Source organism: Clostridium beijerinckii (assembly GCF_018223745.1).
Lineage (GTDB): Bacteria > Bacillota > Clostridia > Clostridiales > Clostridiaceae > Clostridium > Clostridium beijerinckii.
Window position 1 is genome coordinate 60,070 of the sequence record NZ_CP073654.1, and the last position, 13,276, is coordinate 73,345.

The following is a 13,276-nucleotide window of genomic DNA, read 5'->3' on the forward strand; positions in this document are numbered from 1 at the left end:
TTTACTACAAATCTATTTTTTAAATATAAGATTGAGCCAATTATTATCTTTTCGTTGTATAGCTACTAACCCTTCAGAAAAATCCTTAAAATGAGAATATTGATAAGTAATTACCAATTCATTAGAAGTATTAATAAGGCCCCATTTAGTGCCTTTTTTTACCATTGAAAATCCATTATGAAAATTAGAGGTATCTTGATATTCATAATGAATAACCAGTTTACCAGAAGTATCAATAAAACCCCACTTATTATCCTTTTCAACACTTGCAAGTCCACCAGAAAACTCATGTACATTATCATATTCATAAGGAACAACTAGCTTACCAGAAGCATTAATAAAGCCCCACTTATTGTCCTTTTTAACACTTGCAAACCCATCAGAAAACTCATTTACAGTATCACATTCATAAGGAATAACTAGCTTACCAGAAGTATTAATAAAGCCCCACTTATTGCCCTTTTTAACACTTGCAAGTTCATTATCAAAACTATCTGCAGCATCATATTCATAAGGAATAACTAATTTACCAGAAGTATTAATAAAGCCCCATTTATTATCCTTTTTAACACTTGCAAGTCCATTGGAAAATGTAAACTCAGTATCATCATATATATACGGAATAACTAGTTTACCAGAATTAATATTTATAAATCCATATTTATTATTCTTTTCAACCCTCAACAATCCAGAAGTAGTAAATTTACATGAAGAATCAAAATCTTCTGTATAAGGTTTGATTATTTTACCTTTGGTATCAACAAAACCATGTTCATCATCTTTTTTAACAAATGCATAACCATCAAGATAGTCGCTAGTTTCATCATAAATGCACGGAACAACTAAATCGCCGAACTTATTAATAAAACCGTATTTATCATCTTTTTCAACACTTGCAAGTCCATTTATAAAAGTACCAGCATAATCATATTCATGAGGAATGACTAATTCACCAGAAGTATTAATAAAGCCCCATTTATTATCCTTTTTAACACTTGCAAGTCCATCAGAAAATCTATTTACATCATCATATTCATAAGGAATTATTAAATTTCCAGAAGTATTTATGAAACCATATTTATTATAATTAGGATAAATCCTAATTGTAATAAATGCTATTACTAAAAGAATAAGTGGTAACACTAAAAAACTAATATTCAGTTTCTTAGTTTTTTTTGGTTTAGTATTTTTGATTTCATTATTAATTTTATTGCCGCAATTACAACAAAATAAATCATCTTTTTTTATCTCTTGTCCACATTTTTTACAGTACATTATTATAACTCCTTTTGTTTTTTATTGTTTTAATTATTAATAAGGTTATTAAGTGAAACTTATTTATAGAAATACATTAACAGAAAAATTACAAATCAACTAGTTTTATTTTCCTCAAAATATCATTATGAAGAATCTGTGAGTGATTTTTACATCAGTTTTTTGTAATAAAATTTGAAGTTTATTTCTATATTAAGTGTATCGACAGCATTAGTAATAATAACTCAATATATCCACTTATTGTGTACGATTTTTATTATTTATGATAAAATCAATGTATATTTTTAAAAAGCAAGGGGGATATAATTAAAATGAAAAAATCTATAATAATGTTATTAATTCTAACTTTATTATCTACTACAACAACGACTGCATTTGCTTATTCTATCCAGAAATCCAGTGGTGGATATAATATGAATTTTTCATATAGTGATGATGGATGGGTTACTAAAGATATATTTGTATATTATTTAGATCATGGAAAGATGAGAACTGGATGGCAATACATAGATTCAAATTGGTACTATTTTAATAAAGCAGGTACTGTGTTAACACATATGTGGGTAAATACTTCTGGAAATTGGTACTATTTACATACTGATGGTAAGTTGGCAACAAATTGCTATGTAAATGGGTATTATGTAGATAAAAGTGGGACATATATTCCATCAGGAAATAACCTTTCTTTGGGAAATGGAATATTCGATGAAAATGGAAATAAAGTATATACTACTGTATATAGATCTAAAATTGATGGAAACTTCATAAATCTAGATATGACTCCAATATCAATAAGCTATAATGAACTTAATAGTTTAGGTTATGATCCATCTCCAGTAGTTGACCCAAATTATAGAGATGAGAATGAAGGAAGATATGGAAGATTATTATGGTGTATAGATGATAATGATATGTAAAAATCAGTTTTATACAAAATACTAAAGTGAAAAGAAAGATTAGATAGCAAATTTAAATAATGTGGTAGAATTTTCAGGAAATAAAGGTGAATCTATAGTTATATGCTTATTCTTAAAATTAGAATAGAGCTTAGATAAGTCTGTAAATGACAATATTTCGATAAAAGAACCCAAATAGCAACGTTGCTATCATTTGTTTTAATATGCCACGCAATAAATGGTTTGTCCTCATATAAGCAAAGAATGAGCTGTTCATAGTGAACAGCCCCATTCCATTTTTGATTATTAAGCAACTTTATCATCGCTCTTATAGTTTGAATGTTCCGTAACTACTGTAGAAAGGTCTGTTATAGCTTTTGTTAACCCATCAATCTTGGTTTCAAACCTGATTAATAGGTATGTTGCAACAGCTATAGGAAAGCCAACGTTTGTAATTAATGTTACCATTTCACCCATAAAGAAAACCTCCTTTACATTGTACTTTTAAATAAGTATGCAGGGATGTTTATATATTTTTAAGAATAAGCAGTTATTTTTTACTAAAAACACAATTATAGTAGTGACAGATAGCTTGATCTATAATTTCATTAAGATAAATATTTACATTGTCAGATTCGCCTTTAATTTGATTTAATTTCTTCAAAGTTGAAGCTCTAAATTGATAACATCTTTTTATATCAAAGCTTTCACCATTAATAGCAGGGGTTAATCCACGTACCTTTTGAATTTGTACCAATGAATTTGTTTCTTTGTTTTTAGAGCTATGATTATCTTTTGCATTTGAAGAATTTGATTTAGAATATTCAAAGCTTTTAATAATATTTTGAGTATTATAGTTTGAATTATCATCTTGATCAGAAAAAGAAAATGCTTCTATTTCAATACCATCATCTAGTGGTTCTGAGTCCGTGAATCCATTAATTTCAATATCAGTATATTCACTTTCATTAAGCGGCTTATAATTTTGACCTTTTTTGCCCAAAGAAATCATCTCCTTAAAATATTTCTAGATATATTCTTAAACAAGATATCTAGATAACTATATGATAAAAAGTCAGGAAAATGTAGTATCTTCCTGAATATTAATTTACTTAAAAATCTCTATACGTCCTTGTATAATCAGCATCTTTATACATTTCAAATTCATCATAGCGCCTGCGATATAAACCAAGTTCACGCTTTCCATTGCAATTACACCACATTAGAAAATCTTCCTTGATCTTTTCAATTGAAGCATTACCTTTAATATCTTTTAAAAGGGTTGAATTTTTAAGAGCGGATATTCCGCAATTATATGCAAATGAAATAAGGGCATCAAATTGACATTGGGTAAGATTTAAACTTAAAGTTATAGTGTTAACTATATCAACAAAGCTTTGAAGGTCTTTTCTTAGCAGAGCTTTAGCTTGAATTTTAGTAATACTTTCAAAATGTTCACCTGAGATTATAACATGGCCATAGCCTATAGTTTGATTTTGAGAATCTAATCCTCGATATGGCTTAGCATAAAAATCTTCATAATCAGCTATAAAGTTAACTCCATTCTCTGAAATATCAAAATCTGTTAAGCTGTTATTATTATTTTTAAATAGAGCATTTTTTGTTTCTGGACCTACAATGCCATCAGCAGTTAAATTATGCTCTTCTTGAAATCTCAAAAGACAGTTATAAGTGTCAATGCCAGCTATTCCATCTACAGCTAAATTGAAGCCATATGAATTTAATGCAGCTTGAATATTTTTTATTTTATCTATTAATGCATTCCAAGTATGATCTCCAACAATTCCATCACATACTAAACTGTTTTCACTTTGAAAATTCTTAACTGCAGTTTCCGTATTTTCTCCATAAATATAATCAATACCTTTTGGATCATAAGAAAGCATCTTTAAATTTTTTTGAACTATGTTAACATTTCTACTTGTAGAACCAATTTTTAAGATCATAATTTTATACCTCCAATAAAGTTTAATCTTAAATATATAAGCAAATTAGTGCATGATTGATATGTATATAAGATTTTTTATATACGTTGCCAAATGCACTGTTAAATTTATTTAATTTATCAATTTATCATTTTGCAAGTTTTATGTCTTTTTTATAAAAAATTTTTTTGTTTTTTTGTTCTTTAGAGTTAAGTTTTTATATATTTTGTAAAAAAAGTATACAACTTTTGAGAGTATTCTTGCAATTTAATGTTATAAATATACTAATTAAATTAGATTATTTTTTGTAATTTATTTTAAATTTTTTATACAATAAAATAATATAAAATTCAGGCTAATATAAGAATTAATGTAGGTTATTCTAATTAATATAGTAACAATATTTATTACTAATTAAGTCACACAAAAATATACTATATATTGTAACAAAATAAATTACATTTTTATGTAATCATTAATGTATTAATTTGGAAATGTGCTATAATATTAATAGGGATTAACTTTTAAATTTAAATTATATAATTATTGAAAAACTCTTATAAAATAAAAATATAAGAGTTTTTTGCATGTATATTGGTAAAACTCACGATATCATAAGGTATTCTCCACTTTTCGTTTATTAATATGTTATAATATGTTAAAGAATGTTGCTTGCTTCACAGCTCTAAGGAGGGATTATTATGGTTATAAGCTATGATAAGTTATGGAAACTTTTAATTGATAAGAAAATGAATAAGACCGAGCTTAAAGAAAGTGCTGGGATTACATATAATATTATAGCTCGTCTTGGTAAATGCCAGCCTGTGAATTTAGAGAGTCTATACAAAATCTGCAAATGCTTAAACTGTAATATACAGGATATTATGGAGTTTAAAATAGAATCAAGTTAAACTTGATTTATGTGGAGTTTGATCTCCATCTGAATCTTAGTTGAACTTATAACCACAAGGATCACAATGTACCATAAGTGGGTATATAGTCTAGATTTATGATACTTTTATCTGAAGCTCAAAGAATCGGGAGTGTTACAATGTCTAGATATTAGATAAATTATATGTATTCATATTAAAAACACGGGAATAGGGGGATTTAGTTTATGGGAAAGAGAGATTTGTCAGAAGAAGATATTAAAGCACAATATATAACACCAGCAATCGTAGATTCTGGGTGGGATTTAAAGAAACAAGTCCGTTTTGAATACGCTTTTACTGCTGGAAGAATAATACTTCGTGGTAATGTCACAGCTCGTGGAAAACAAAAAAGGGCTGATTATGTTCTTTTTTATAAAAGTAATTTTCCTTTAGCGGTAATTGAAGCTAAAGATAATAATCATCCAGTAGGCGCAGGCTTGCAGCAGGCAATAGATTATGCAAAGTCTTTAGATATTTATTATGTATATGCTTCAAATGGCGATGGTTTTATTGAGCAGAATTTGATAACTGGGGAAGTGCGCGAGCTTAGTCTTCATGAATTTCCATCACCAGAAGAATTGTATAAAAGATATATAAAAGATAAAAATTTAAATGAAGTGGAAGAGAAGGCAGCTCTAGAACCTTATTATTATGTGCCTAATTATAAAAAACCTAGATATTATCAGCGTATAGCAGTTAATAGAACTGTAGATGCAGTAGCAAATGGGCAAAACCGAGTATTACTTGTGTGTGCCACTGGAACTGGTAAGACTTTCATGGCTTTTCAAATTATATATAGACTTTGGAAGGCAGGCATAAAGAAAAAAATATTATTTTTAGCAGATAGGAATGTATTAGTAGATCAAACTATCTCTGGGGACTTTAAACCATTTGGTGGTAAAATGACAAAGGTGGAGAAGAAAACTCTAGATAGTTCCTATGAAATTTATTTAGCTCTATATCAACAGCTTTCTGGTGATGATGGAGAGGAAGCTTATCTACAGTTTAAACCAAACTTTTTTGATTTAATTGTTATAGATGAGTGCCATAGAGGAAGTGCAAAAGAGGATTCAGCATGGAGAAAAATCCTGGATTATTTTTCATCAGCCACTCATGTAGGATGTACTGCTACACCTATTGAAACAACAGAAGCTTCGAGTCAGACTTATTTTGGAGAACCTATTTATGAATATTCACTAAACCAAGGTATTGAGGATGGCTTTTTAGCACCATATAAAGTAATAAGAATAGGACTTGATAAAGACCTTGAAGGATATAGACCAGAGAGTGGAAAGCTTGATAAGCATGGCTATGAGATAGAGGATAGAGAGTATAATATAAAGGATTATGATAGAAGCCTTGTAATTGAGCAGAGAACAAAGGTAATTGCAGCTAAGATTACTGAGTTTTTAAAGAAGACAGACAGGTTTAGTAAAACCATAGTATTTTGCGTGGATATTGAACATGCAGAGAGGATGAGGCAGGCTCTTATTAATGAGAACAAGGATCTATATGCAGAAAACAACAAATACATAATGCGTATTACAGGGGATAATGATGAAGGTAAAGCACAACTTGAATATTTTATAGATGAAGAAAGTACATACCCTGTTATAGCTGTTACAAGCAAGCTCATGACAACAGGTGTTGACGCTAAAATGTGCAAGTTAATTGTACTAGATAATAATATCAATAGTATGACAGAATTCAAACAGATTATTGGTAGAGGAACAAGACTCCTTGAGGATTATGGCAAGACTTATTTCACAATAATGGATTTTCGTAATGCCAGCAGATTATTTGCTGACCCAGAATTTAATGGTAATCCAGAAGTAGTAATTGAATTAGATGAAAATGATCCAGTAATTGAACCAGATGCTGATAAAGCTCAGGATACATATGAAGAAGGTGACAATCCATATGCAGATGAAGCAAGAGAAACAGATGGAGAATATCATACTGGCAGCACTGATGGCTTTGATGATGAGGATAAACCTAAGAAATATTACATTGGGGATGTATTGGTAAAAGTGCTTTCAGAAAGAGTTCAGTATGTTGATAAGGATGGTAAATTAATAACTGAAAGTCTTATTGATTATACAAAGAAAAATATCATAAAACAATATGCAAATTTAGATGATTTTCTTAAGAAGTGGACAGAATCAGCGAAAAAGCAAGCAATTATTGATGAGTTAAAAGAAGAAGGCGTTATATTGGAAGCAATAAAAGAGGAAACTCAACAAACTGATTTAGATGACTTTGATTTAATCTGCCACTTAGCTTATGACAAAATGCCGCTAACTAAAGCTGAGAGGGCAAACAATGTTAAAAAGAGGCATTATTTATACAAATACTCTGACATGGCAAAACAAGTCCTAGAAGCTTTGCTTGATAAATATGCAAGTGACGGTATCAAGGAAATTGAAGAAACAAAAGTACTTGAGCTTAAAGAATTTACGAAGTTTGGCAGCCCTATGAAGATAGTCAAAGCCTTTGGTGGAAAAGGAGCTTATCAAAAGGCAGTTCGTGAATTAGAAAATGAAATTTATTATGCATAGAATTATATAATTATGAGATAAAATTATTATGTATGTATTTTGCTATGATTATGATAAAGATAAGGAGAGGTGAATTAGTATGTATGCTAAGAATATGCACTACACAGAAGATGATTTTGAAAATATTCAGGCAAATTATAATGGTAAAGCTGAATATAGTAACGGATATATTGTATTATCATCTAATACTTCCATTGAACATAATAAAATAATATCAAGACTAAATTTTAAATTAATGATGTTTCTTGATAAAAGTAAATGCGATGTATATACAGAGTCTATTGAAATAATTTTTAAAAATAATGAAGAAGTGTACAAATATAAACCAGATGTATTTGTAATGTGTGAAGAATCTACTAGGCAAGGTGAAAGTTTCACATCAGCTCCAAAGATTGTATTTGAAGTTATTTCAAAAAGCACTGCATCCCATGACTATATAACAAAGTTAGATGTTTATCAAAGATTTGGTGTTCTTGAATATAATCTAGTTGAACAAGAAGGCTATATAGTACAATATTCATTAATAAATAATCAGTATAAAATAACAAATGTCTTTAAAAATAATGATGATTATATAAGCACAGTTTTTCCAGATATGTCTATAAATCTAGAAGATATATTCAAGGCATAAATTGTAAATGATTGATAAAAAGCCATAGGCTTTTCTTAAAAAATTAAAAGAAAGCCTGTGGCTTTCAATGATAATTGATCATTGAAAACTAAAATACTAATGAAAGCAGGAAAGAAAAATGGCAATAACAAATTTTGTTAAAAGAATTCAAGATGTTATGAGAAACGATGCAGGGATCAATGGTGATGCCCAAAGAATAGAGCAGATTGTCTGGATTCTATTTTTAAAAATATATGATGCAAAGGAAGAAGCATGGGAATTATATGATGATAATTACAAATCAATTATTCCAGATGGCTTAAAGTGGAGAGACTGGGCTGTGGATGAAAAAGATGGAGAAGCACTTACAGGCGATAATCTACTTGATTTTGTAAACAATAAACTATTCCCGGCTCTAAAAAATATTGAAATAGATGAAGAAACACCAATGAGTAAGGTTATTGTAAAATATGCATTTGAAGATGCTAATAACTATCAAAAAGATGGGGTACTCCTTAGACAAGTGGTAAATATCATTGATGAAATTGATTTTACAGAATATGAGGAACGTCATGCTTTTGGTACGATTTATGAATCATTCCTAAAAGATCTTCAAAGTGCAGGAAATGCAGGAGAATTTTATACACCAAGAGCAGTAACAGATTTTATGGTAGAGGTTATAAAGCCAGTTTTAGGTGAAAAGATAGGAGACTTTGCCTGTGGTACCGGAGGATTTTTAGTTTCTGCTTTAAATTCTTTAGAAAAGCAAATTGGAAATTCCCTTGAAAATAGAGAAATATATAATAATTCCGTTTATGGAGTGGAGAAAAAGGCACTTCCACATATTTTATGTATAACCAATATGCTCTTACACGATATTGATAATCCTAATATAATCCATGGAAATACTCTAGAAACAGATTATAAAGAATATAGAAAAATGGAACAATTCGATGTGGTCCTTATGAATCCACCTTATGGGGGAAATGAAAAAGACAGTGTAAAGGTTAATTTTCCAAGTGATTTAAGAAGCTCTGAAACTGCTGATTTATTCATGAATATCATTATGTTTAGATTAAAGAAAAATGGTAGATGCGGTATCATCCTTCCAGATGGATTCTTATTTGGTACAGATAATGCAAAAGTAAATATCAAGAAGAAATTATTTAGTGAGTTCAATTTACATACAGTTATCAGACTACCTCATAGTGTATTTGCTCCATATACATCAATTACAACAAATATACTATTTTTTGATAACACACATAAAACAGAAGAAACATGGTTTTATAGATTAGATATGCCAGAAGGTTATAAGAACTTTTCAAAGACAAAACCAATGAAGTTAGAGCATTTTGAACCAGCAATAACTTGGTGGAATAACAGAGAAGAAATAGAAGTAGACGGATTCCCAAAAGCGAAGAAGTACACAGTTAAAGAGATAGAAGACTTAAATTATAATATAGATTTATGTGGCTTACCACACGCAGAAGAACTGATTTTAGAGCCAATGGAGCTCATACATCAGTATCAAGAAAAAAGAGCATCACTAAATGCTGAAATAGACCATGTGCTAGAGCAGATTACATCTATGCTTGGAGGTAATTTGTAGTATGAATGCACAGGATTTAAAAAACAGCATATTGCAATTAGCCATCCAAGGAAAGTTAGTTGAACAGAGACAAGAAGAAGGTAATGCTAAAGAATTAATAAAAGAGATAAAAGCTGAGAAGGAAAGGCTTATAAAAGAAAAGAAGATAAAGAAGGAAAAACCACTGGCAGAAATAGCTGAGAGCGATATACCTTTTGAGATTCCCGAGAGTTGGGAGTGGGTTAGACTTGGAGATTGTGTTTCGAATAAATCAGGAGTATCCTACAAAAAAGATAATCTTAATCTTATTTCTCAAAGTATGACTAGAATTTTAAGAGGTGGAAATATATTAGATTTAACATATAAATTTAAAAGCGACGATATTATGTTAGATAGGTCATTTGTGAAGAGTGAACTTTTATTGAACAAAAATATGTTGATTACACCAGCAGTAACCAGTTTGGAGCACATTGGGAAAATGGCTAGAATCGAACAAGACTACACAGATGTTGCAGTTGGTGGATTTGTATTAATGTTAATTCCTCATATAAATATTGATGTGTTTTCTGAATTTCTTCTTTTTGCATTAAGTTCGCAATATCATCGCAATTTATGTCGAAGTATTACTAATAAATCTGGGCAGGCATTTTATAATTTATCAAGAGAAAAATTAATGGCAATACTTGTCCCTATACCACCACTAGAAGAACAAAAGCGTATCGTGGCTAAGATAGAAGAGATAATGCCTTATATAGAAAAATACGGCACAGCTCATTCTAAATTAGAGATATTTAATAAAAAGTTCCCAGAGGATATGCAGAAGTCCATTTTGCAATACGCCATTCAAGGAAAGTTAGTGGAGCAAAGAGAGGAAGAGGGTACTGCCGAAGAACTTTATAAGTATATACAAGAAGAAAAAGAAAAGCTTATAAAGGAAAAGAAGATTAAAAGGGAAAAGCCACTCCCTGAAATTACTGAGGATGAGGTGCCTTTTGAGATTCCGGAGAGTTGGAAGTGGGTTAGGTTAGACAATATTTCATATAAAATAGGTGATATTGACCACAAAATGCCGCCAGTAGTAGAAGGTGGATATCCGTATATTTCACCGGTGAATTTCACTAGTAACGGTATAGATTATGATAATGCTAAGACGATAGGAAAGGAAGATTTTGATAACCTATCAAAAAAGATTAAGCCTACAAGAAATGATATAATATTTCCGAGGTACGGTACAATTGGTGTTGTAAGAATGGTTGAAACTGATAGAGAATTTTTAGTTTCTTATTCATGCTGTACAATTAAAAATTTTCAAGAATATGTTCTTTCACAATATATTTTTTATGTTCTACAAAGTGGTTTGATAAAAAGTGAAATTAATAGATATATAAATAAAACGACCCAACCTAATATAGGATTAGCATCTATAAAGAGGTTTTTAATCCCACTTCCACCATTAGCAGAACAAAAACGTATCGTAGCCAAGATAGAAGAAATGCTGCCTCACTGCAAACAGTTAGTAAAGTAGATTAATAGGTTAAGCAAACAATTGAAGGTGTATAGAGTGTCGCAAGTTAAATCTCCAGCACTTAAAAATAAAAGTTATTCTGTAGCTATATATGTATCTTAATTCATTACATATATAGTTACAATAATAATAACAAAATAAAGTCACTTAATAAGTAACGTTTTTTGTTACAAATTTTATAACAATACTTGTAACTGAAATCACAATATAAGTTTTATTTCACTTGGTTTTATGCATAACTAGATATCTTAATAATATAGATATCTAGTTATCTATTTATCTATATATATTCTTGTTTTAAGCGTATAATTTGAATAATAAATATGGAGGATTAATATACAATATCTAAGTGCAGTTAATTTAATGTACTATAATAAGATTTATATCAGCCTATACCTTTATGCTTAGGAATTATTTAAGATGAAAATAAAATTATTATACAGCGATGAGAATTGGAGGAATCTATGAAAAAATATTTTTTATTTCTTGATGAGTCAAAACCTAATGGAAGTAACTTAAAGCATCTTTGTTTAGGTGGAGTTATAATTGAGGAAGATACATATAAAAAAACTATAATAAGAGAAATAAATTCTATGAAAAATTCAGTATTTGGTAATACAGAAGTAATATTGCATGAATCTGAACTAAGATCTGCTAAAGGTGAGTATTCAGAAATGAGGAAAGAGAAAAAAAGAACTTTCTTTTGGAAGGAATTAAATAGAATATTTGTAACTTATAATATAACAACTATAGGAGCTGCAATTGATGTAGATAAATATAGATCCTTTTATGAAACAAACTCTTTAAATGATGAATACTTCATAGTATTGCAGGCAGTTTTAGAAAATTTCATACATTTTCTCCAAAAAAACAATGCACTAGGCTCTGTATTTATTGAGTCTAGAAATCATAAAGAAGATACTGACATTAGAAATACATATTATAAAATCATGGCAAATGGTACCTTATATTTAAATGCAAATTCTTTTCAAGATAAGCTTTTAAATAATTTAAACTTTGTTATAAAAGAAGACAACAACATTGGAGTGCAGCTTGCAGATTTTGTTCCAGGAACATTAAATAGAAAATGCAATGGTCTTAATCCTAAAGAACCAAATATATATGAAGTTATAGAATCAAGTTTATATAATGGAAAGTGTAATTTAAAAGAAAGATTTGGCTTTAAAATAATGCCTTGATAGGACAAGCTTAATGGAGTTAAAAGTTAAACAAAAGTATAGTAAATGTATAACAAAACCTTTGACTTGGTATCGAAACAATACTATAATAATACTATAACGTACTTCAAGAAGTACGTCATAAATTAAGTTAATTTTGAAGATCACGATAGTTTTCTTCACTAATATAATATTTTATAAGGGAATTACGATAGTTCTTCGCTTATAGTTTTAAAAAAATCTTTACCGAATAGCTAAGATTTTTTTTGTTTTGGTTATTTTAAGTTATTTTGGGTCATACTATTTGGTAGAAGAGATTTTTAATAAAGATCTCTGACAACTTAAAATTTTTTGCATACTATATAAGTATAGAATTACGATAGTTCTTCTATACATGTTTATTTTATGATTGAATTATGAATATTCTTCAATTATAAATTTTTAAAGAAACCTTCTCTGTATAGTCAAGGTTTCTTTTTGTTTTTTAATTTAGTATTTCTATGAGTTTATTATCTATTATATTAATTTTTGTGAACTAAAGAGTTAAATCTAATTAGCTAAAATGGTAAGGAAGCTAAGATTTATGTAATTTAAAAACTAAAACATGATTGAATGAAGGGAAATATCAAGATACTTTTTAAATTATGCAGACAGTGTCTGGACAATTTAAGGTAAACTTATAGATTTTAGATTATATCTAACTATAACCTTTTGATAGTGGATATTTTTAAGTAAAACGTATTTATGGTATTTTAAAAATCTATT

11 protein-coding genes are annotated in these 13,276 nt (G+C 29.0%); 7 read left to right on the forward strand and 4 right to left on the reverse strand.

Translation table 11 applies throughout. From position 1 onward, the window contains the following. Nucleotides 1–12 precede the first annotated feature (12 nt). Complete coding sequence (locus KEC93_RS26345; protein WP_077869146.1) at nt 13–1,275, reverse strand: WG repeat-containing protein; 1,263 nt, start codon at nt 1,273–1,275, stop codon at nt 13–15. A gap of 311 nt (nt 1,276–1,586) precedes the next feature. Between KEC93_RS26345 and KEC93_RS26350 the strand changes: the two genes are divergently transcribed. Next, nucleotides 1,587–2,192 (forward strand): hypothetical protein, encoded by a 606-nt coding sequence (locus KEC93_RS26350; RefSeq protein WP_077869145.1) that lies wholly within the window; start codon nt 1,587–1,589, stop codon nt 2,190–2,192. Between the two features lie 285 nt (nt 2,193–2,477). On the opposite strand, the gene KEC93_RS26355 is transcribed toward KEC93_RS26350, so the two are convergent. From KEC93_RS26355 to KEC93_RS26365, 3 genes are all read right to left on the reverse strand, one after another. Further along, nucleotides 2,478–2,648 carry a YvrJ family protein gene (locus KEC93_RS26355; protein ID WP_077869144.1) on the reverse strand — a complete coding sequence of 57 codons (171 nt, stop codon included), beginning with the start codon at nt 2,646–2,648 and terminating at the stop codon, nt 2,478–2,480. Between the two features lie 73 nt (nt 2,649–2,721). Then, a complete protein-coding gene (locus KEC93_RS26360; RefSeq protein ID WP_077869143.1) occupies nt 2,722–3,174 on the reverse strand; it encodes a hypothetical protein in 453 nt (150 codons plus the stop codon). Nucleotides 3,175–3,283: 109 nt separating this feature from the next. Further along, on the reverse strand, nt 3,284–4,138 hold the full coding sequence (locus KEC93_RS26365) for a glycoside hydrolase family protein (RefSeq protein WP_077869142.1): 855 nt from the start codon (nt 4,136–4,138) through the stop codon (nt 3,284–3,286). Nucleotides 4,139–4,818: 680 nt separating this feature from the next. Between KEC93_RS26365 and KEC93_RS26370 the strand changes: the two genes are divergently transcribed. The 6 genes from KEC93_RS26370 (at nt 4,819) to KEC93_RS26395 (ending at nt 12,532) form a co-directional block, all read left to right on the forward strand. Beyond that, complete coding sequence (locus KEC93_RS26370; protein WP_077869031.1) at nt 4,819–5,028, forward strand: helix-turn-helix domain-containing protein; 210 nt, start codon at nt 4,819–4,821, stop codon at nt 5,026–5,028. 206 nt (nt 5,029–5,234) lie between these two features. Beyond that, nucleotides 5,235–7,607, forward strand: coding sequence for an EcoAI/FtnUII family type I restriction enzme subunit R (hsdR, locus tag KEC93_RS26375; protein WP_077869032.1), 2,373 nt, complete (start codon nt 5,235–5,237; stop codon nt 7,605–7,607). A gap of 79 nt (nt 7,608–7,686) precedes the next feature. Beyond that, nucleotides 7,687–8,238 (forward strand): Uma2 family endonuclease, encoded by a 552-nt coding sequence (locus tag KEC93_RS26380; RefSeq protein ID WP_077869033.1) that lies wholly within the window; start codon nt 7,687–7,689, stop codon nt 8,236–8,238. A 118-nt stretch (nt 8,239–8,356) separates the two neighbouring features. Further along, complete coding sequence (locus tag KEC93_RS26385) at nt 8,357–9,829, forward strand: class I SAM-dependent DNA methyltransferase (RefSeq protein WP_077869034.1); 1,473 nt, start codon at nt 8,357–8,359, stop codon at nt 9,827–9,829. 1 nt (nt 9,830) lies between these two features. After that, nucleotides 9,831–11,333, forward strand: coding sequence for a restriction endonuclease subunit S (locus KEC93_RS26390; RefSeq protein ID WP_077869035.1), 1,503 nt, complete (start codon nt 9,831–9,833; stop codon nt 11,331–11,333). A 464-nt stretch (nt 11,334–11,797) separates the two neighbouring features. Beyond that, nucleotides 11,798–12,532: a DUF3800 domain-containing protein gene (locus KEC93_RS26395; protein WP_077869036.1), complete on the forward strand. Its 735-nt coding sequence runs from the start codon at nt 11,798–11,800 to the stop codon at nt 12,530–12,532. Nucleotides 12,533–13,276: the final 744 nt, after the last annotated feature.